Genomic DNA, 18,763 nt, shown 5'->3' with positions numbered 1-18,763 from the left:
TCACGTATCGGATCAATTGGCTGAACGCGGTTCCTCCGAGCTTGATTCAGCCGGGCTTTAGCCCACCACCACCCGGCCGCGCTGGATGCGCAGGCTGAGCTGGCCGTTCTTGAGCGCCAGCGCCTTCTCGCCGAAGACCTCGCGCCGCCAGCCCTTCAGCGCCGGCACGTCCGACAATTCGTCGGAGGCGATGGCTTCGAGGTCGTCGGCCGTGGCGATGATCTTGGGCGCGACGCGCTCGGCGTCGGCGGTCGCCTTGAGCAGCACCTTGAGCAGGTCGAGCACCGCGCCATTGGTCGGCCGGCCGCGCTCGCGCTCCAGCCGGGGCAGGGTTTTCGGATCGATCACGGCTGCGCGCTCGATCGCGGCGAGAACCTCGCCGCCATTGCGCGAACGCTCGAAACCGTTGGGCACGGAGCGCAATTCGGCGAGAGCCTCGACCGAGCGCGGGCCGCGCTGGACGATGTCCATCAGCGCGTCGTCCTTGAGCACGCGCTGGCGCGGCACGTCGCGGCTCTGCGCCTCGCGCTCGCGCCAGGCGGCGATCTCCATCAGCAGCGGCAGCTCGCGCGGCTTGCGGATGCGGCCCTTGAGGCGCAGCCAGGCATTCTCCGGCTTGACCTCGTAGGTGGCGGGCGAGCTCAGAACCGCCATCTCCTCGGCGACCCAGGCCTCGCGGCCGCTGGCGTCGAGATCCTCCTTCAGCGCGAGATAAACCTGGCGCAGATGGGTGACGTCCGATTCGGCATAGGAGAGCTGCGCCTCGGTGAGAGGGCGGCGCGACCAGTCGGTGAAGCGCGAGGACTTGTCGATGCGCGCCTTGGCGAGGTCGTTGGCGAGCTGCTCGTAGCCGACCGAGTCGCCATAGCCGCAGACCATGGCGGCGACCTGGGTGTCGAAAAGCGGCGTCGGCAGCACGCGCCCGAGCAGCCAGACGATTTCCAGATCCTGGCGGGCGGCGTGGAAGACTTTCACCACGGCCTCGTTGACCATCAGCCCGAAGAAGGGGGCGAGATCGAGATCGGGCGCGAGCGGATCGACCAGCACCGCCTCATCCGGCGAGGCGAGCTGGATCAGGCAGAGTTTCGGATAATAGGTCGTCTCCCGGAGGAACTCGGTGTCCACCGTGACGAAGGGATGAGCCGCAAGGCGGTCACAGGCTGCGGAGAGCTCGGCGGTATCGGTGATCAGATGCATGGCTTTCGGCTCATAGCAGACAGCGATGCGGGATGTCGCGGGCGTTCTTGACATTTCGGGCGCGCGCGTGTGGTTAGCCCCGAAAAGCTGTGCGCTGGCCCTTTCGGCCTGTTCCCGGCGCCTTTTGCCGAAAGACCGATACCGTGACCTTGCATCGCTACCGTTCCCACACCTGCGGCGCGCTCCGTGACAGCGACATCGGCCAGAATGTCCGTCTCTCCGGCTGGTGCCATCGCATTCGCGACCATGGCGGCGTGCTCTTCATCGACCTGCGCGACCATTATGGCATGACGCAGGTCGTGATCGACCCGGATTCGCCGGCCTTCGCGGACGCCGAGACGCTGCGCTCGGAATGGGTCGTGCGCATCGACGGCAAGGTCAAGGCGCGTCTCGCCGGCACCGAGAACGCCAACCTGCCGACCGGCGCGGTCGAGGTCTTCGCGACAGGCATCGAGGTGCTCGGTCCCTCGGCCGAATTGCCGCTGCCGGTCTTCGGYGATCTCGAATATCCAGAGGATACCCGCCTCAAGTACCGCTTCCTCGACCTGCGTCGCGAGAAGCTGCACAACAACATCATGCTGCGCACCAAGGTCATCGACTCGATGCGCCGCCGCATGAAGGATTCCGGCTTCTCGGAGTTCCAGACACCGATCCTGACCGCGTCCAGCCCTGAGGGCGCGCGCGACTTCCTGGTGCCGAGCCGSCTGCAYCCCGGCMAKTTCTACGCSCTGCCGCAGGCRCCRCAGCAGTACAAGCAGCTSCTGATGATGGCGGGCTTCGACCGCTAYTTCCAGATCGCGCCCTGCTTCCGCGACGAGGAYCCGCGCGCCGACCGYCTGCCGGGCGAGTTCTACCAGCTCGACGTCGAGATGAGCTTCGTCGAGCAGGAGGACGTGTTCGCGACGATGGAGCCGGTGATCACCGGCGTGTTCGAGGAATTCGCCGAGGGCCGCACCGTCCAGAAGAACTGGCCGCGCATTCCCTATGCCGAGTCGATCGCCAAATACGGCTCCGACAAGCCCGACCTGCGCAACCCCCTGGTGATGCAGGATGTCTCCGAGCATTTCCGCGGCTCGGGCTTCAAGGTCTTCGCGCGCATCCTCGAGGGCGAGAAGAACCGCGTCTGGGCGATCCCAGCTCCGGGCGGCGGTTCGCGCGCCTTCTGCGACCGGATGAACTCCTGGGCGCAGGGCGAGGGTCAGCCCGGCCTCGGCTACCTGATGGTCAAGGAAGACGGCGAGGGCCAGGGGCCGATCGCCAACAATATCGGGCCTGAGCGCGTCGCGGGAATCATCAAGCAGATGGGGCTGAAGGGCGGCGACGCCTGCTTCTTCGTCGCGGGTGATCCGGACAAGTTCTACAAGTTCGCCGGCAGCGCCCGGAACAAGGTTGGCCAGGAGCTCAACCTGATCGACGAGAACGTCTTCGCCTTCGCCTGGATCGTCGATTTCCCGATGTTCGAGTACAACGAGGACGAGAAGAAGGTCGATTTCTCGCATAACCCCTTCTCGATGCCGCAGGGCGGCCTGAAGGCGCTCAACGAGGAAGATCCGCTCTCGCTCAAGGCGTTCCAGTACGACATCGCCTGCAACGGCTTCGAGCTCGCCTCCGGCGGCATCCGCAACCACCGCCCCGAGGCGATGGTGAAGGCCTTCGAGATCGCCGGCTATGGCGAGGAGACGGTGATCGAGCGCTTCGGCGGCATGTATCGCGCCTTCCAGTACGGCGCTCCGCCGCATGGCGGCATGGCGGCGGGCGTGGACCGCATCATCATGCTGCTGGCGCGTGCCACCAACCTGCGCGAGGTCGCGCTGTTCCCGATGAACCAGCAGGCGGTCGACCTGCTGATGGGCGCTCCGGCCGAGGCGACGCCGAAGCAGCTCCGCGAGGCGCATCTGCGCGTCAACCTGCCCGAGAAGAACGGCTGACGACCATGCCTTCGCTGCCTGTCGGGCGAGCCCTGCTGCTCGCCTGCTTCCTCGCGCTGCCGCTGGGCGCTTGCGTCGCCGACGGGGGCGACACCAGCGCCGGCCGCGCTTCGGTCCTCGCGACGACGATCTCGCGGGCGAGCGCCTGCAAGGCCGGCTCGCCGCAGCGCTCGACGCTGGACCGTTTCCTGGCGGCCGAGACGGCACGTGGCGCCACGCCTGAGCAGATCGCGGCGGCGCGCTCGGCCTATGTCTCCGTCTCCGAGGCCGAGATGGTCAATCAGGATGCGCGGCCGCAAGCCTGTGCGGCTGAGGAACGCGCCGCGCTGAGGGAGCGCATGGCCCGAATCAGGGCCGGCCAGTTCGACGCACCCTGAGCTGGCCAGACGGGCATGCTTCCGAAACCATCTCTCGCGGCAGCGCTCCTGCTCGGCCTCACCGCCTGCACGAGCGCCGGCCCGATCCCCGGCACGGTCGAATATGCCGCCGCGACCGTCTCGCGCGGCTATGATTGCGGCTTGCGCGTCGATCGCGGCCGCATCATCGCGCGGCTCGACCGGCAGGAGCGGGCGGCCTTCGTCGCGGCCAATGCGGGCTATGCGGTGCGCTCCTACAAGGCGCCGCATGCTTGCGGAAGCGCCGAGCGCGAGCGGGTGCAGGGTGAGCTTGCGGCGCTGTCGCGGCGCTGAATTCGCTTGATTCCGGCCGGTTCGCATGGCCAGAAGGCCGCGATGCCCGCCGCCGCGATCACCGCCATCGTCGTCAGCTACGACAGCGCCGAAGTCCTTCCCGCCTGCCTCGATGCGCTGGCAGGCGAGGGCGTGCCGGCGATCGTCGTCGACAATGCCAGCGGCGACGACAGCCGGGGCATCGCGGAGAAGCGCGGCGCGCGCGTCATCGCCAATGCCCGCAACGAAGGGTATGGCCGCGCCAACAATCTCGGCGTGGCGGCGGCGGATACGCCCTATGTGCTGATCGTCAATCCCGATCTGGAGCTGAAGCGGGGCGCTGCCGCTGCTTTGCTGGCGGCGGCCGAGCGCTACCCCGATGCCGGGATGCTGGCACCGCGCATCGTCGAGCCCTCGGGGCGCGTCTTCCTGCAGCCGCGCTCGTTGCTCTCGCCTGATCATCTCAATCGCAGCGGTGCGATGGTCGTGCCGGAGGGAGATGCCTGCCTGCCGTTCCTCTCCGGTGCCTGCCTGCTGATCCCGCGCGAAACCTTCCTCGCGCTCGGCGGCTTCGATCCGGCGATCTTCCTGTTCTACGAGGATGACGATCTCTGCCGGCGGATGCGCGATGCCGGCCATGCCCTCATCCATGTCGATGGTGCCGAGGCACGGCATGGGCGGGGGAAGTCGAGCGCACCGTCTCCGCAGCGGCGCTTCAAGGCGCGCTGGCACCTCGCCTGGTCGGAGCATTACATCGCCCGCAAATATGGCCTGCCGGAGCCGGCGCCGCTGCGCAGGCTGGAAAATCTCGGCAAGGCATTGGGGTACGGCGTCCTCCTCAACCGCGAGAAGATGTTCGCCCATGCCGGTTCCGCCGCCGGCGCGCGCGCCTGGGCGCGCGGCGAGACGGCGCTGGCATATGAAGGGCTGGAGACTGCGCCATGATCCGCAACGCACCGAGGATCGGGAAGGCGCTCGCCAATCCGCACAATAATTTCGGCCTTCTCAGGCTGGTGATGGCGCTCGCCGTGGTCGTCTCGCACGCCTTCAGCGTCACCGACGGGCGGGTCGAGCAGGAGCCCTGGTTCCAGACCACCGGCTTCACGCTCGGCGAGCATGCGGTCAACGGCTTCTTCGCGATTTCCGGCTTCCTCGTGACGATGAGCTTCGTCAGGCGCGGCTGGCGCGACTATGTGGTGGCGCGGCTGCTCAGGATCGCGCCCGGCCTGATCGCGGCGACGCTGGTCGTGGCGCTGCTGCTCGGCGCGGCGATGACCTCGCTCGATCTCGGCAGCTATGTCAGGGACCCGCGGCTCTGGCGCTTCATCTCCGCGACGCTGACCAGCTTCAAGAGCTCGGCGGCGCTGCCCGGCGTCTTCGAGCACAACCCGCTGCAATTCCCGATGGGAACGGTGTGGACGCTGAAATACGAGACTTTGTGCTATCTCGGCGTGCTCGTCGCCGGGCTCGCCGGTTTGTTGGCGAAGCCGCGCGTCATGCTGGCGGCCGGGCTTGCCCTGACGCTGGCGGTGGTGCTGCGCGAGGTCGTGACGCCTCATGGATCGAAAGGCACCGAGACGGCGCTGCGCCTGCCGCTGATCTTCCTCGCCGGGGGGCTTTGCTATCTCTATCGCGAGAGGGTGCCGCTCTCGCTGCCGCTGCTGGCGCTGGCGATTCTCGCTTTGGTGCCGCTGTCCTTCACGCCGCTCTACAAGGCGGCGCTCTATCTCGTCAGCGCCTGGGGCGTCCTCGTGCTGGCGCTGGCCCCGGCTCTGACACGCCGTTCGGTCGAGCCGCCGGCCGATCTCTCCTATGGCGTCTATCTCTATGGCTGGCCGGCGCAGCAGGCGCTGCATGCGCTGTTCCCGGGCCTCGGGGCGATGGCGCTGTTCTGGCCTTCGCTCGCCGTCACGCTGGCCGTGGCGGCGCTGTCCTGGTTCCTCGTCGAGAAGCCGGCGCTCGGCCTGAAGCGCCGCCTGCTCAAGGGCTCCTGACCGCGGCGATGAACTCCTCGATGCGGCTGCTGAGCAGGAGCGGCAGCAACGCGTCGATCCGCGGCTTGGGCAGATCCCACCAGCGTGTCTCCAGCAAGGCCGCGACCTTCGCCTCGTCGAAGCGCAGGCGAAAGACGCGGGCCGGATTGCCGGCGACGATGGCATAGGGCGGCACGTCGCGTCTGACCACGGCGCGGGCCGCGATGACCGCGCCATGGCCGATCGTCACACCGGACAGGATCATGCATTGCGAGCCGAGCCAGACGTCGTGGCCGATGACGACGTCGCCGCGCGTCGCGTCATGTCCGGTGAAGCCCGCCGCTGCCGGCCAGAGCCGGGGCAGGGCCGGGAAGGGGTAGCTCGTCGTCCAGTCGAGCCGGTGGTTGCCGCCGAGCAGGATCTCGACGCCGTCGGCGATCGAGCCGTAGCGGCCGATGACGAGCTTCGCCCCGCTCTCGGGAAAGCGCACCTTCGGCCGGCCATAGGTATAGGCGCCGGCGACGATCTGTCCCGGCCGCCGGGCGATGAGATGCGCCAGGTGCAGCCGGGTCTGGTTGTCGCGATTCACGTATTTGCGCAGCAGGCCGCGGGTGACGGGCGGCAGGCCCGCCCACCAGGCCTGCAGCGCGGAAGGGCGCCAGTCGCGATCCTCGGGCGCGATGGCGCCCTCCGACTTATCGGGCATCGGCCTTGACATCGATCTTGTCGAAGATCTCGGTCGGCTGGGTGATGGTCAGCACGTCGGCGAGGCCGAGGCCGGACGGCGATTTCGCCGTGGCGTCGATCGTCAGCGTCCCGGGCTTGGCGACGAAGCGCGAGGCCGCCGACGCCAGGGTCTTGGCCGCATCGGACGGGCCCAGCATGGCGGCGAGCCCGACACTCGCGACCATGGTGAACTGCTGGCGCACCTCCTCGACCTTGCGGCCGGTGTCGCGCGCCTGCTTCGCGATCAGTTTCTCGACCAGACCGAAATTCTGCAGCTTGATCTGGAGGTTGCGAGCCGTCGCGCCGAGCGCCGCCACCTGGGCGAGCGCGAGATCGCTCGAGAACAGGTCCTGCGTCACATTGGCGAGCGTGCCGTTGGCATCGAGCTGCACGAGGCCGGCGCTGCCGAGCGAGAGGGTGCGGATGGCGAGCTCGTTCTTCGCTGCCTCCCAGGCCAGGTCGAGCTTCGCCGAGAGGTCGAGCTTGTCGATGCCCATGGCGAGCAGCTCTGCGATTCCCGGATTGTCGCCGGTATCGACGACCGGCGTGACCAGCTTGTCGATCGTCAGGCCGAGGCTGGTCGGAATGCCGTTCAGCGGCTCGCCACCCTTCAGCTCGAAGGTGCCGAGAGCGATCTTGATCGGCTGCTTGCCCGGGATGATCGGCGGCGCATCGACCGAAAGCCCGGTCAGGCGCATGGTCCCGATCTTCGGAATGAAGCGCCGGTAGTCGATCTGCTCCAGATTTGCGTCCGGGCTGGCGAGCAGAGTCCGCAATTCACGCGCGGCATTCCCGAAGGAGAAGCCGGAATAGCTGATCGAATCGACCTTGCCCTTGCCGGGGCCGCTGGTGAACGCCATGCCTTCGATCGCGAAGCCCGACTTGTCCGGCGCATTCTCGCCGAAGGCCATGCGCGCGATCGTCCACTCGACCGGATCCTTCGGCTTGGCACCCTTGTCTGCCGCAGGCGGGCGAATCAGGGCCTTGAAATCGCGCGCCTCGCCGCTGCCGTACTCGAACATGTCGAACAGCGTCAGCATCGACAAGGCGAAGCGCTTCTCGACATCGCTCTTGTCGTCCTTGGCGGCCGACTTGTCGTCCGCCTTCTTCTCGAGCTCCTCTGAGCCCTTGCCGACCTTGTCGAGGAGGTCGAGCAGGGGCTCCGGCCCGACCTTCGCCGTGAAGCCGCGCGCCGTGGTCTTGCCGATCGACATTTTGCCGGCCTGGCCCATGTCGATGTCGTAGCCGTCCTGCTCGAAGCTGCCGATCACCGGGACATAGGGCTCGTTCGTCCCGGGCGCCGCCCTCTCGGTGAGGACACGCGCCGACTGCTTGAGATCGAGCATGTCGAAAGCGGTGCGCTTCAGCGTGCCCTTCATCGCCCCGGCAGGGCCACCCAGGGCGCTGAGGCTGGCGCTTCCCGATTCGCCATGCGCGATCTTGCCGTCGCGGATGTCGGTGAAGCGGATGTCACGATAGGTCGTGGACTGCTTCTGCTCGCCGAACGCCTGCTCCATGGTGAGCTCGGGCGCGCTGATCTCGGTTGCGGTCAGCTTCGCGATTCGGGTCGAGGCGGGCTCGTTCGCACCGCTGGCGAAAAGCGCGAGGAAGGCGTCCTTCTCGAGATTCGAGCCTTTGACGGCGACCTTCGGGATGCTGATGACGAGCCGGCCCAGATCGATGCGGACGTTGTCGACCTGGAAATCCGCGGCCCAGGCAGGAGCGGAAAACGCGACGAAAACAGCCGCGAGAGCCGTGTTCCCGAGATGCGTTGGCCGGCGAAGGCGCGCAGCGGTCATGATATTCTCCTGTTCAGTGCCGGGCGAAACTGCCGCAACCGAGCGGCGAAAGAAAGCCGTCCTTCGCTCGAGGGCGTCATAGGAGCGAATGATCATGACGGAATTCTTGACCTGAGACGGCGGAAAGCTGCCTTCTGCCGAAGATTCGCCATCGCCGCCTTCTAGCTCGGAGTCCGGCGACGATCGCCATGGAGTTCAGAAGCGATGCATGCCCTCCGGACCGCTTTCGCCGCAATCGCGCTTTTCCTCGCCGCGCTCGCTCCCCTGGGGGCGAGGGCACAGGCCCAGCCGGCCGCAGGGGAGGCGCCAGGGCTCGAAGCGCTGACGATCGTGAGCGGCGGCACGCGGCACGCCTTCCATGTCGAGGTGATGCGCACGCCGGACCAGCGCGCCAAGGGCCTGATGTATCGCAACTACCTGCCGCCGGACCGGGGCATGCTGTTCGACTTCGGAGGCAGCGAGCCGGTGGCGATGTGGATGCAGAATACTTATATTCCGCTCGACATGCTGTTCATCCGGGCCGATGGCACGATCGCTCGCATCGCGGAGAACACCGAGCCGCTGTCGACGCGGACGATTCCGTCCGGTGAGCCGGTGCTGTCGGTGCTGGAAATCAACGGCGGTGTCAGCCGGCAGCTCGGCATCAAGCCGGGCGACAAGGTCGAGCACGCGCTGTTCAAGCGCTGAACGGCGACGGGCGGCGTCCTGTGGGGGCGAGACCGCTTCGCTTTGGCTTRCGGGTTCGGCCCATGGCGTGATAGCGAACCGCAACGTTTCGAGTGCCGTCGGGGTATAGCGCAGCCCGGTAGCGCATCTGCTTTGGGAGCAGAGGGTCCCAGGTTCGAATCCTGGTGCCCCGACCACTGGAAACGTCACGCCGCAGCCTGGCTTTCGGGCTGCATGGGATTTTGTGACGGCAGAGCGCTTTCATGACCGCACGCATYTAYCGCCCMGCCCGCAMKGCCATGCAGTCCGGCACGGCMAAGACCGAGCGCTGGCTGCTCGAATACGAGCCGGAAAGCGCCCGCCAGATCGAGCCCCTGATGGGCTGGACCTCCTCCTCCGACATGAAGAGCCAGCTCAAGCTCTGGTTCGACAGCGAGGCCGAGGCGGTCGCCTATGCGACGCGCAACGGCATCCCCTATCGCGTCGAGCAGCCGCATGAGCCGGTGCGCCGCTCGATCTCCTATTCGGACAATTTCAAGTTCTCGCGCATCGGCCAGTGGACGCACTGAAGCGTCGAGGCGAGGATAGAACCGGTTACGGGCCCGTAGCTCAGATGGATAGAGCAGCAGCCTTCTAAGCTGCTGGTCGCAGGTTCGAATCCTGCCGGGCTCGCCATCGTTTCATAGCGGAATTCCTCTTTGTTCTTCGAGGCGTTCTGACAGGCATGCCGCTATTCGTTCTGACTTAGAGCCGCGCCGATGGGTGCGGCGCATCGTTCCCGGAACGCTCCAGCCTCACCAGTGATCAGCGACCGCGCGGGTGTCGCGGATCGAACTGTACGATGTTCGAAAGGGCTCTTTCCTTTTCGGCTTCGGTCAGGTCGACCAGCAGGCCTTCGATGGCCTTTCGCAAGTGGTTGTCTGCTGCCGTTTGCCCGGTCACGCAGAAAAACGCGCTCAACAGAAGAACGGTGCACTCGTCATAGTTAGAGACGAACTGTTTTTGGTCGTGCTTCAACGACATGATGGCCCCATGCGGTACAAACTGTTTCAAATCGGGCCGGCATAGGCATAGCTGCCGACGGCCGCGCAATTTTGAAGCCAGCGCCCGGTTGCGGATTGGGCCGAGCCCTCGAACGCGGCGGGCGGGTCTGGCAGGCGCCCGGCTCAGCGCCAGGCATCTGCGCTCGGGCCAGGCGCGCTGCCTTGATCGCGCCCGAAAGGCGCTTCATCGGGAGCGGCTCTTCGGCTAGACCGGCTCTCTCGGCAAAAGCGCGGCCTCGGCGTCGCGAGGATGGATGATGTTTTCACTCACGCCCGCGATCGACCGGCTCACGGCTTTCGTCTCGGCCAGCCACGCGCGCGCCTGTGCCTTCCTGCTGCTGCTCTCGCTTTGCGCCTTTCTGCCGGGCTTCAGCACGCTTCAGCCGATCGACCGCGACGAGCCGCGCTTCGCGCAGGCCAGCAAGCAGATGCTGGAGACGGGCGATTTCGTCGATATCCGCTTCCAGGAGGAGGCGCGGCACAAGAAGCCCGTCGGCATCTACTGGCTGCAAAGCGCGGCGGTGAAGGCCGGCGCCGCGCTCGGTGTGCCCGAGGCACGCACGCAGATCTGGCTTTATCGCCTTCCTTCGCTGATCGGCGCGACGGCGACCGTGCTCCTGACCTATTGGGCGCTGCTGGCCTTCCTGTCGCCGCCGCTTGCGCTTCTGGGCGCAGCTCTGATGGCGACGGCGGTGCTGCTCGGCGTCGAGGCGCGTATCGCCAAGACCGATGCCGTGCTTGCCGCCTGTGCCGTCGCCAGCATGGGCGCGCTCGCCCGCACATGGCTGGACTGGACACGCTCGCTCGCCTTCGTGCCGAGCCGGCGCAACTGGCTGGTGTTCTGGGGCGCCACCGCCATCGGCCTGCTGATCAAGGGACCCATCGTACCGATGGTCTGGGGCCTCGCCATCCTCGTGCTGAGCGCGAGCCAGCGCTCCTTCCGCTGGCTGAAGCCGCTGCGCTTCGGGCCGGGGCTGCTGCTCTGCCTGATCGTCGCGCTGCCCTGGTTCGTCGCGATCATGGTCAAGACCGGCGGCAGCTTCTTCGCCGAGAGCGTCGGGCAGGACATGCTCGGCAAGGTCGCCGAGGGGCAGGAGAAGCATTGGGGGCCGCCGGGGCTCTATCTCCTCTTCTTCTTCGCGACCTACTGGCCGGCAGCGGCCTTCGCCGCCATGGCGGTGCCCTTCGCCTGGGTTCGGCGCAAGGAGCCGCAGATCCTGTTCCTGATCGCTTGGATCCTGCCGTCCTGGATCGTCTTCGAGGCGGTGCCGACCAAGCTGCCGCATTACGTGCTGCCGCTCTATCCGGCGATCACGGCCTTGCTGCTGCTGGCTGTCGTCAATGGTGGTATCGCTCGTCACCGGCGCGGGGCGGTGGCGACGGCGACGCTCGTCGTGACCGTGCCGCTCGCCCTGATGGCCGTGGTGATCTTCGGCAACTGGACGCTGGATCATGCGGTCCCCTGGCTGGCGCTGCCGTTCTTCGCRCTCGTCCTGGCGGTCGGGGTGAGCGTCGTCGCAGCGTTCCGGCGGCTCGAATTCGAGGGCGCGCTCTGGCGCTGCGTGCTGGCGAGCCTGTTCCTGACCGTCGCGATCTATCCCTTCGCCATCGAGAGCCTGCGCTCGCTCAAGCTCTCGCCGCGGCTGGCACAGGCGGCGAAGGCGGCGGGCTGCGCCGATCCGGCCGTGATCACGCTGGGTTATCGCGAGCCGAGTCTCGTCTTCCTGACCGGTACCGATCTTGCCATGGCGGCGGGCGGGACGCAGGCCGCCGCCTTCCTCGATCAGCCCGGATGCCGCGTGGCCTTCGTCGAGAGCCGCTTCGCCGGCGAATTCGACGCGGCGCTGGCTGCTTCGCCGGTGAAACCGCGCCTGCTGACGACGATCGAGGGGTTCAACCTGAATGGCGGGCGCAAGCTTTCGATCGCCGTCTTCGCCAAGGAGCCGGGCTGACCATCGGCCCCGGAACCAGATGGACATGAGAAAGGCCCTCGTCCCGGGACGCCATTCCGCCCGGAATGACGTCTTGAAGGATGCTTCGGATGGCTCCCGAGCGTCCCGAAACATCCTCCAGGATGCTCCCTGTCATCGCTCCTCAGGGTGAGGGGTGGAATGTCCACAGTGCCGTCCAGAACGCAAAAGTGGTTCACACACAGCCGCATCTTGCTCTAGAGCAGTGCCAGCCATGTCCCGGATGAAGCCGTTTTGACCGAAGTCCCTTCCCCTCAGCCCTTGCTCAGCGTCGTCGTGCCCGTGCGCAATGAAGAGGGCAACATCGCGCCGCTCGTCGCCGACATCGAGAAGGCCTGCGCCGCGATCGGCCCCTTCGAGGTCGTCTACGTCAATGACGGCTCCACGGACGGGACGGCCGCGGCGCTGGCGGCGCTGGCGGCGGCCAAGCCCTGGCTGCGCGTCGTCACCCATGCGCAATCCTGCGGGCAGAGCGCGRCGGTGCGCAGCGGCGTGCGCCATGCCCGCTCGGCCATCGTCGCGACGCTCGACGGCGACGGCCAGAACGATCCCGTTTTCCTGCCGGAGATGGTCGAGGCCCTTCAGAAGGCCGGGCTGGCGGCCGGGCTGGTGCAAGGGCAGCGCGTCGGCCGCAAGGACACCGGCTTCAAGAAACTGCAATCGCGCATCGCCAACACCGTGCGCGTGCGCGTGCTCAGGGACGGCACGCGCGATACCGGCTGCGGGCTGAAATGCTTCCGGCGCGAGGCCTATCTGGCGCTGCCCTATTTCGATGCGCTGCATCGCTTCATGCCGGCGCTGATGGTGCGGGAGGGCTACGGGGTGGTGCATGTCGATGTGCGCGACCGGCCGCGGCTCACCGGCGTCTCGAATTACGGCTTCTTCGACCGGCTCTGGGTCGGCATCCTCGACCTTGCCGGTGTCTGGTGGCTGATCCGCCGGCGCAAGCGCGTGCCGCAGATCGTCGCGGAGACCCTCTGATGCTGATCGACCTGCAACAGGCCGTCGGAAACTATTTCCACGACGTCTTCGTCAACAACATCGACTGGTGGGTGCTGCTCGGCGTGGTGGCGCAGGGACTCTTCACCATGCGCTTCGTCGTGCAGTGGCTGGCGAGCGAGAAGGCGAAGCGCTCGGTCGTGCCGATGACCTTCTGGTGGTTCTCGATCGGCGGCGGAGCATTGCTGCTGGTCTACGCGCTCTACCGACGCGATCCGGTCTTCATCGTCGGCCAGGGCTTCGGCGTCTTCGTCTATCTCCGCAACCTGCAATTCGTGCTGCGGGCGAAGGCGCGAGGCGAGGATACCAATTCCGGGCCGGGCTGAGGTTCGTTCGGTGCCGGAGGCCGACGTCGTCAGCCGAAAGTCGTCATTCCGGACAAGCGGCGAAGCCGCGCCGATCCGGAATGACGGAACGGAGGTCTCTCAACCGTTCGACTGCGGGGCGCCGTCGGCCGCCGCGCCCTGGGAGACCGGAGCTGGCCCGGCCGCGCCCGGCGGTTGCGGCTTGCGCATCGCCGCGGAATAGGCCGGGTAGCGCTCGCGATAGGCCTTGAGGAACTCCGAGATCGTGTCGGCGCTGGCGGCGGCGCGCGCCAGCTCGCGGATGTCGGCCGCCTTGTTCCGGTTCGCCCCGGTCATGAAGGCGAAGGTGCGGGCATCGGCGCTCTGGGCCATCTTCGGCGCGAATTTGCTGCGCAGCCGGTCGAGCGAGAGCGCTTCGTTCGCCATCACATAGGAGATGCCGGCGCGCATCACGTCGGCGCGCTGGCTGTCGGTGAGCGGGCTGTCACCGCGCCAGCTCTCGTCGAGGATGCGCTCATAGGCCTCGCCCGCCTCGCGCCAGCGCCGGCCGGTCCAATAGATATCCGCACGCAGCCGGTCGACTTCCGGGCCGCGCTCGCTCTCGAGCATCTCGAAGGCCTGGTCGGTGCGCGAGAGGTCGGACAGGGCCTTGCTTTCCAGCAGCAGGCGGGCGCGCCTGACATCGGCCGGCAATTCGACGAGGCGCGTCGCGTTGAGGGCGCGCACCGCATCGGCGGGCTTGCCGTTCATCAGGTCGATCATGGCGAGGCGCGCGGCGACCGTCGAGCGTGCCGCCCCCGTCAGGCGTCGGTCCATCTGGTATTTCAGGATCTCGGCCGCCTGGTCGAGCAGGTCGAGCTCCACCAACCTGTCGGCGAGCAGGCGGGTGATCTCGTCGCCGCGCCGGCCGATCGGCAGGAACTCCTTGAAATCGTAGAAGAGGGCGAGCGCGTCGATGCGCGGCAGCTTGTCGGCGCCGCCATCGGCGAAGAGCTCGGCGAAGCGCTGTGCCGTCTCGTCATGCATCCGCCGGGTCAGCGGATCGTCGGGGAAATTCTCGTTGGCGCGGCGAGCGATCAGGAAAGCGTCCCGCCAGCGCTTCTGGTCGGTGTAGAGCCGGTTGAGCTCGGCCAGCGCCTCGATCTCGACGCGGCCGCCACGCCAGACCACCGAGACGGTTTCGAGCCGGGCGACGGCCTCGTCGACCTTCAGGTCGCTGCGCTTGTCGGTGTCGGCGAGTTTCACCGCGCGCAGTTGCGCCTCCGCCGCGACGGGGCGGCTCGTGGCCTCGAACAGGGGCCGGTAGCCGTTCATCGCGATGTCCGCGCGCCCGCTGGCGTCGTCGAGCATCGCCTGCAGCAGAGCCAGCTTCTCCTGATCGAAGTTGTCGCGCGGCATGTCGGCGAGGGCCTGGACCTGCCGCTCGGCCATGCCCATGTCCTGCGTCGCGAGGGCGGCACGCGTCATTGCCTCGCGGAATTCTCCCTGAAGGTCTGCCGGGTAGCGCTCGAGAAACGCTTCGCCGCGACGGAAACCGGCAAGGGCCTGGGCATTGCGATTGAGGCGCTGCTCGATCAGGGCGCGCCAGAGGGAGGCTTCCGCATCGTCCTTGATCGGCGCCGCCTCGAAGGCGGCGAGCGCTTCCGGGTTGCGGTGCATCTGCGCCGCCGCGACGCCCTTGAGGAAGAGCGCTTCGCGATTCGCGCGCATCGGCTGATCGTCTCGCATCAGCGCATCGAGCGGGCCGAGGGCCTCGGGGGCGAGGTGATTTGCCAGGTAGAAGCGGGCGAGCGCCAGCCTTGCTTCCGATTTGTGGCTCCGCGATGCGCCCGCCGCATCCTGGATTAGGGCCCGGGCCTGCTCCTGCGGCGAGCCGAGGCGCAGTTTGGCCCAGCGCTCGGGGTCGAGGAGGGGAGGCGCCGGCGGCGGCTGGTCCGACTGGGCGGCAGCCTGGGTCCCGTCCTGGCCGGAGAGGTCGAGCGAGACGGTGAGCCCTCCGGCACGGCCGATACGGACCTCGTTGGTGCCGGCACGTGTGACGATGTCGTCCGAGCGCGGCTGGACGGCGAGGCCCTGCGCGGTGGGCAAAAGGCCGAACTCGACGAAGCGGTAGGGCTTCGGCGTCAGTCGGGTCGGGCCCAGCGTGGTGGCGACGGCGACGGGCAGTCCCGCAGGTCCGGATTCCAGCCAGTGCACGCCGGTCAGGCCGGGCATCGGCACGGCGAGGATCGTCTGGCCGCGCTCGTCGACGCCGCGCCGTGGCTCGATCGCCGCGGCAGGCCCGCCGCCCTCCTCAGCGAGGTCGAGCGACCAGCCGTTGCCGTCGGCGAAGAAGCGGGCGAGCGGCTGGCCGGCGAGGCGCAGCCTGACGAGCGTGGCCTTGCCCTCGCGGCTGACCGTGCTGTCCTCGATCTGCTGCGGCAAACGCCCGGTCAAATCGGCGGGGTCAATGGTGTCGCGCGTGTCGAAAACCAGCGTCATCGTGCCGGAGTCGAGGAAGGCGGCGGCACCGGTGGGGCGGGGAAAGCGGAAGTCGAGGCGCTTCTCGGCCGCGACGATCGCGACCTTGGACGGGGCGGGCTCGGGCGCAGCCGGCGCTGCGGCAGATGGTGTCGCACCCGGGGCTAGCCTGGCTTCCGGGGCGGGAACGGAGCCGCCCGCGGCCGTGGCCTCGGTCGGTTGCGCCGACACGGGCGAGGCGGCGACGGGGGTGGCTGCGGGCTCGGGCAGCGTTTGCAGGGACGCAAGCGAGAGCGCCGAAGGCTTGGCTGGCCTGAGCAGGTCGACGACCAGCCCGGTCTCGTCGTCGAAGCTGCGCGCCTGCCAGTCCGGCGGCAAGGCGAGCGTCAGGCTGAGCCGCTCCTTGCCGGCGTCGAGCGCGGCCAGCGCGATGCCTTCTGGCAGGGCGGTGCGAAGGGCGGCCTCGTCAGCGTTCATCGCCCGGTCGAAGGTGAGCTTGAGCTTGCCGTCGGAGAGGTCGGACGCCATCGCCGTGCCGGCGGGCGCCTTGAAGATCAGGCGCTCCAGCGTCGGCAGGCTCGCGCTGCGCATCGACAGCATGGCCGCGGGCGCCGGAGGCTGTCGGCTCGCCTCCCTGGCCCTCGCCTCGGCCAGGCGCAGGCGCTGGGTCAATTCCGCGATCACCTCGGGCGGCGGGCCGGGTAGCAGGCCGGTCCAGTTCTGCGGCAGGAGGTCGATGAAGGCCTTGTCGCCGGCCTCGATCAGATTGGCCTTATAGGGCTGCGTCAGCGCGAAGCGCATGCCGCGCCCGTCCGGATCGATGCGGGCGATCGAGACATAGTTCGGCAATTCGCGCGCGACCTTCGCGACATCGACCGTGACAGGATCGCCGAAGGCGACGATCAGCACCCCGTTGGCGACGCGCACGCGCGTCTGCGTCGGCTGGTCGAAGGCGAGCGAAAGGCGGCCGAAGCCGGCCGGCATCGCCTCGCCGCGCAGCGTGGCGCTGGCAGCAAGAGCAGGCGCATTCAGACCGGCCGCAAGCGCAAGCGCGGTCAGCCCGATACCGAAAGCGAGGGAACGCGACAGACGCAAAACCGGAGACTCGACCCAACGCGGCAGGCCGGACTCGCATCCCGGGGGATGCGCCGACCTGCGCGCAGGTTACTGCGTCAAGCATAATGGCTGCTTAACGCGGCGCCCCGGCTTGCCGGCATCAATGCCGCTTGCAGTCGTCGCGGAAGCGCTTGCGCGCCTTGCCGTGGAGCCCCTTCTGATCGGCCTGGGTCGAGCATTCCTTCGACTTGGCAGCCTTGTCGGCGGCGCTCACCGTGGTCTTGGCGCCCGTCGTGGCCGTCTTGGCGGGAGCGGCCGGAGCCGGCGCGGTGACGGCAGGCTTCGCCGGGGCGGAGGGGGCCGGGGTGGCGGTCTGCGCCAATCCATAGCTCGTCGTCATGGCGAGCATGGCGAGCGGGAGTAGGTAGCGGGCCAGCTTCATGGAGGTCGTCCGTCAATAACCCGGATAATCGGTTCCTGGCAGTCGCCGGGTCGGCTGTCGGATGACAGAAATTCGCGCCTCTCCGGTTGAACGGCTCCTGAATGAATCTTGACCGTGATGGGGCGGGGTACAGGGGCTAGGGCATTGGGTCGGTCTCGTGTTCGATCCGATGCCTTGGCTCGTTGTCTTGGCATCGGCTTTTCCCGAAAGCCGCATGCCCTTTTTCGAGCCGATGCCCTAGCGCGAGGCCGGCGCGATCGCCGGGAGTTCGTTGCCCGGCAGGGCGGCCTCGCTCGCGACGCGGTCGAGCGCCGGGCCGCGGCCGCTCGTCGCCAGCGCGATGGTGAGCTTCTCCGCCCGCTCGGGAGCCATGGCGGCGAGCACTTCCGACATCTTGCGCGGGTTCATCTGCTGCACCACCGGCACGAGCACGTCGAGGCTCAGCCGATCGAAGACGCGGGCGGCGTCCTTGGGCTTCATCGCCTCGTACATGATGACGAGGTTCTTGATCGCCTTGGATTCCTCGACGGCGGCCCTGGCAGCCGGGCTGTTCTTCTCTTCCAGGGTCTTGAGGTCGCCGACGCGGCCGTCGAGCTTCTTCTCGGCGGTGTCGAGCAGGCGCTCGCGCATCTCCAGCTCGCGCATGCGGCCGTCGAGCTCCTCGCGGCGCTCGCCGAGGCGTTCCAGCAGCGCCTTTTCGGCTGGCGAGACGGGCTGCGCCGTGCCGTTAATGATGCCGGCCTTGTTGTTGGGGTTCGCGGCGCGAGCGGCTTCAGCCTTGGCGTCGGCTTCCGCCTTCTCCTTGTCCTTCTTCGGATCGGGGGCGGGCACCGAGCCCGTCGTCTCCGGGTCGAAGATATCGGGAGCGTGGGCCCGGGCGACGCCCTTGGCGAGCCCCCGGACTTCCGGTTCGGGCTTCGCCTTGGCGGAGGCGGCGAAGGCCGGGGGGCTTGCCGGGATCGTGCCCCGATAGGGCTCCGCCGTCCAGGCGAGCAGCTTCAGCGCCAGGAGACCCATGGCGCCGAGGATGACTGCCGGCAGGAGGCGGGGGCGTTCGATCACGCAGCCTGGCCCTCGAGGCGACGGGCGGCGCGGGCGCGGATCGCGGCGGCGGACTGCGCCGCGCTTTCGAGGCGGGAGAGCGGGGTGGGCTCGACCGGGGCGGGCGGCTGCGCTTCGGCTGCCGGCTTTGCGACGAGGGCGGCGGCGCTGACGATCTGGCCGATGCGCTCCATCACGGCCTGGCCGGCCTCGACCTGSGCSGCGAGRTCGGCGGCGTAGCGCTCGGCGGTGCGCAGGCGCTCCTCCAGCGTGCGGTCGCAGTCGCCCAGTGTGTTCTTGAGGCCGGCGATGGCGCGTTCGGCATTGTCGGTCGCGGTGACGAGCGCGCCGACGGTCTGGCGCATCCCGGCCTCGTCCGCCTTCAGCCGCTCGATGCGCTTGGCCAGGATGTAGCAGGTGATGATGGTGGCGACGAGCAGGCTGGCGACGAGCGCATCGGCGATGAGGTTGATCGTCATGGCTGTCCTGC

Annotated in this window: 18 protein-coding genes and 2 tRNA genes; 12 read left to right on the top strand and 8 right to left on the bottom strand. The window is 68.0% G+C overall.

What is annotated here, in order from left to right:
- Positions 1–57: 57 nt before the first annotated feature.
- Positions 58–1,197, bottom strand: a complete 1,140-nt coding sequence (rnd, locus tag AB4Y99_RS07415; protein ID WP_133563263.1) for a ribonuclease D — start codon at positions 1,195–1,197, stop codon at positions 58–60.
- 149 nt (positions 1,198–1,346) lie between these two features.
- Here rnd and aspS point away from each other — a divergent pair, with 149 nt between their 5' ends.
- Genes aspS through AB4Y99_RS07390 form a run of 5 tightly spaced genes read left to right on the top strand, consistent with a single transcriptional unit; the run spans position 1,347 to position 5,787 of the window.
- The gene (aspS, locus tag AB4Y99_RS07410) at positions 1,347–3,125 is read left to right on the top strand and encodes an aspartate--tRNA ligase (RefSeq protein ID WP_441522869.1); all 1,779 of its coding nucleotides are present in this window, start codon (positions 1,347–1,349) and stop codon (positions 3,123–3,125) included.
- A 5-nt stretch (positions 3,126–3,130) separates the two neighbouring features.
- Positions 3,131–3,502 carry a hypothetical protein gene (locus tag AB4Y99_RS07405; RefSeq protein WP_191126039.1) on the top strand — a complete coding sequence of 124 codons (372 nt, stop codon included), beginning with the start codon at positions 3,131–3,133 and terminating at the stop codon, positions 3,500–3,502.
- 15 nt (positions 3,503–3,517) lie between these two features.
- On the top strand, positions 3,518–3,814 hold the full coding sequence (locus AB4Y99_RS07400; RefSeq protein ID WP_113254699.1) for a hypothetical protein: 297 nt from the start codon (positions 3,518–3,520) through the stop codon (positions 3,812–3,814).
- A 42-nt stretch (positions 3,815–3,856) separates the two neighbouring features.
- The gene (locus AB4Y99_RS07395; RefSeq protein WP_441522867.1) at positions 3,857–4,738 is read left to right on the top strand and encodes a glycosyltransferase family 2 protein; all 882 of its coding nucleotides are present in this window, start codon (positions 3,857–3,859) and stop codon (positions 4,736–4,738) included.
- Complete coding sequence (locus AB4Y99_RS07390) at positions 4,735–5,787, top strand: acyltransferase family protein (protein WP_441522866.1); 1,053 nt, start codon at positions 4,735–4,737, stop codon at positions 5,785–5,787. The genes AB4Y99_RS07395 and AB4Y99_RS07390 overlap by 4 nt, the downstream gene beginning before the upstream one ends.
- On the opposite strand, the gene AB4Y99_RS07385 is transcribed toward AB4Y99_RS07390, so the two are convergent.
- Both AB4Y99_RS07385 and AB4Y99_RS07380 read right to left on the bottom strand, forming a co-directional pair.
- Positions 5,774–6,472, bottom strand: coding sequence for a CatB-related O-acetyltransferase (locus AB4Y99_RS07385; RefSeq protein WP_441522865.1), 699 nt, complete (start codon positions 6,470–6,472; stop codon positions 5,774–5,776). The genes AB4Y99_RS07390 and AB4Y99_RS07385 overlap by 14 nt on opposite strands.
- Entirely contained in the window at positions 6,462–8,291 is a 1,830-nt protein-coding gene (locus tag AB4Y99_RS07380; RefSeq protein ID WP_441522864.1) for a hypothetical protein, read from the bottom strand. Before AB4Y99_RS07380 ends, AB4Y99_RS07385 begins: the two co-directional genes overlap by 11 nt.
- A gap of 204 nt (positions 8,292–8,495) precedes the next feature.
- Between AB4Y99_RS07380 and AB4Y99_RS07375 the strand changes: the two genes are divergently transcribed.
- From AB4Y99_RS07375 to AB4Y99_RS07360, 4 genes are all read left to right on the top strand, one after another.
- Positions 8,496–8,978 (top strand): DUF192 domain-containing protein, encoded by a 483-nt coding sequence (locus tag AB4Y99_RS07375; RefSeq protein WP_441522863.1) that lies wholly within the window; start codon positions 8,496–8,498, stop codon positions 8,976–8,978.
- Between the two features lie 99 nt (positions 8,979–9,077).
- Positions 9,078–9,154, top strand: a tRNA-Pro gene (locus AB4Y99_RS07370).
- 66 nt (positions 9,155–9,220) lie between these two features.
- On the top strand, positions 9,221–9,526 hold the full coding sequence (locus AB4Y99_RS07365; protein WP_441522862.1) for an ETC complex I subunit: 306 nt from the start codon (positions 9,221–9,223) through the stop codon (positions 9,524–9,526).
- Between the two features lie 29 nt (positions 9,527–9,555).
- Positions 9,556–9,632 (top strand) — tRNA-Arg (locus tag AB4Y99_RS07360).
- 129 nt (positions 9,633–9,761) lie between these two features.
- Here the strand turns inward: AB4Y99_RS07360 and AB4Y99_RS07355 are convergent.
- A complete protein-coding gene (locus AB4Y99_RS07355; RefSeq protein WP_038358629.1) occupies positions 9,762–9,980 on the bottom strand; it encodes a hypothetical protein in 219 nt (72 codons plus the stop codon).
- A 274-nt stretch (positions 9,981–10,254) separates the two neighbouring features.
- On the opposite strand from AB4Y99_RS07355, the gene AB4Y99_RS07350 reads away from it, so the two are divergent.
- From AB4Y99_RS07350 to AB4Y99_RS07340, 3 genes are all read left to right on the top strand, one after another.
- On the top strand, positions 10,255–11,952 hold the full coding sequence (locus AB4Y99_RS07350; protein ID WP_191126028.1) for an ArnT family glycosyltransferase: 1,698 nt from the start codon (positions 10,255–10,257) through the stop codon (positions 11,950–11,952).
- Between the two features lie 252 nt (positions 11,953–12,204).
- Positions 12,205–12,951 (top strand): glycosyltransferase family 2 protein, encoded by a 747-nt coding sequence (locus tag AB4Y99_RS07345; protein ID WP_441522861.1) that lies wholly within the window; start codon positions 12,205–12,207, stop codon positions 12,949–12,951.
- The gene (locus AB4Y99_RS07340; RefSeq protein WP_113254706.1) at positions 12,951–13,295 is read left to right on the top strand and encodes a lipid-A-disaccharide synthase N-terminal domain-containing protein; all 345 of its coding nucleotides are present in this window, start codon (positions 12,951–12,953) and stop codon (positions 13,293–13,295) included. Before AB4Y99_RS07345 ends, AB4Y99_RS07340 begins: the two co-directional genes overlap by 1 nt.
- A gap of 99 nt (positions 13,296–13,394) precedes the next feature.
- Here AB4Y99_RS07340 and AB4Y99_RS07335 read toward each other — a convergent pair whose 3' ends face one another.
- The 4 genes from AB4Y99_RS07335 to AB4Y99_RS07320 all read right to left on the bottom strand — a co-directional run bounded on the left by AB4Y99_RS07335 (position 13,395) and on the right by AB4Y99_RS07320 (position 18,752).
- Entirely contained in the window at positions 13,395–16,829 is a 3,435-nt protein-coding gene (locus AB4Y99_RS07335) for a hypothetical protein (protein ID WP_441522860.1), read from the bottom strand.
- 121 nt (positions 16,830–16,950) lie between these two features.
- Entirely contained in the window at positions 16,951–17,232 is a 282-nt protein-coding gene (locus tag AB4Y99_RS07330; RefSeq protein WP_370956211.1) for a phosphate starvation-inducible protein PsiF, read from the bottom strand.
- A gap of 237 nt (positions 17,233–17,469) precedes the next feature.
- Complete coding sequence (locus AB4Y99_RS07325) at positions 17,470–18,294, bottom strand: MotE family protein (RefSeq protein WP_441522859.1); 825 nt, start codon at positions 18,292–18,294, stop codon at positions 17,470–17,472.
- A complete protein-coding gene (locus tag AB4Y99_RS07320; protein ID WP_441522858.1) occupies positions 18,291–18,752 on the bottom strand; it encodes a DUF6468 domain-containing protein in 462 nt (153 codons plus the stop codon). Before AB4Y99_RS07320 ends, AB4Y99_RS07325 begins: the two co-directional genes overlap by 4 nt.
- Positions 18,753–18,763 lie beyond the last annotated feature (11 nt).

The sequence above is a fragment of the Allobosea sp. TAB14 genome (genome assembly GCF_052113865.1).
In the GTDB taxonomy this organism is placed as follows: domain Bacteria; phylum Pseudomonadota; class Alphaproteobacteria; order Rhizobiales; family Beijerinckiaceae; genus Allobosea; species Allobosea spartocytisi.
Note: the sequence above shows the minus strand (reverse complement) of the source record. Positions and strands in the feature narration are given on the sequence as shown.

What these genes read in the sequence shown, in the direction of transcription:
- rnd (WP_133563263.1), bottom strand. Translation starts at nt 1,197, where the DNA reads ATGCATCTGATCACCGATACCGCCGAGCTCTCCGCAGCCTGTGACCGC.
- AB4Y99_RS07405 (WP_191126039.1), top strand. Translation starts at nt 3,131, where the DNA reads ATGCCTTCGCTGCCTGTCGGGCGAGCCCTGCTGCTCGCCTGCTTCCTC.
- AB4Y99_RS07400 (WP_113254699.1), top strand. Translation starts at nt 3,518, where the DNA reads ATGCTTCCGAAACCATCTCTCGCGGCAGCGCTCCTGCTCGGCCTCACC.
- AB4Y99_RS07395 (WP_441522867.1), top strand. Translation starts at nt 3,857, where the DNA reads ATGCCCGCCGCCGCGATCACCGCCATCGTCGTCAGCTACGACAGCGCC.
- AB4Y99_RS07390 (WP_441522866.1), top strand. Translation starts at nt 4,735, where the DNA reads ATGATCCGCAACGCACCGAGGATCGGGAAGGCGCTCGCCAATCCGCAC.
- AB4Y99_RS07385 (WP_441522865.1), bottom strand. Translation starts at nt 6,472, where the DNA reads ATGCCCGATAAGTCGGAGGGCGCCATCGCGCCCGAGGATCGCGACTGG.
- AB4Y99_RS07380 (WP_441522864.1), bottom strand. Translation starts at nt 8,291, where the DNA reads ATGACCGCTGCGCGCCTTCGCCGGCCAACGCATCTCGGGAACACGGCT.
- AB4Y99_RS07375 (WP_441522863.1), top strand. Translation starts at nt 8,496, where the DNA reads ATGCATGCCCTCCGGACCGCTTTCGCCGCAATCGCGCTTTTCCTCGCC.
- AB4Y99_RS07355 (WP_038358629.1), bottom strand. Translation starts at nt 9,980, where the DNA reads ATGTCGTTGAAGCACGACCAAAAACAGTTCGTCTCTAACTATGACGAG.
- AB4Y99_RS07340 (WP_113254706.1), top strand. Translation starts at nt 12,951, where the DNA reads ATGCTGATCGACCTGCAACAGGCCGTCGGAAACTATTTCCACGACGTC.
- AB4Y99_RS07330 (WP_370956211.1), bottom strand. Translation starts at nt 17,232, where the DNA reads ATGAAGCTGGCCCGCTACCTACTCCCGCTCGCCATGCTCGCCATGACG.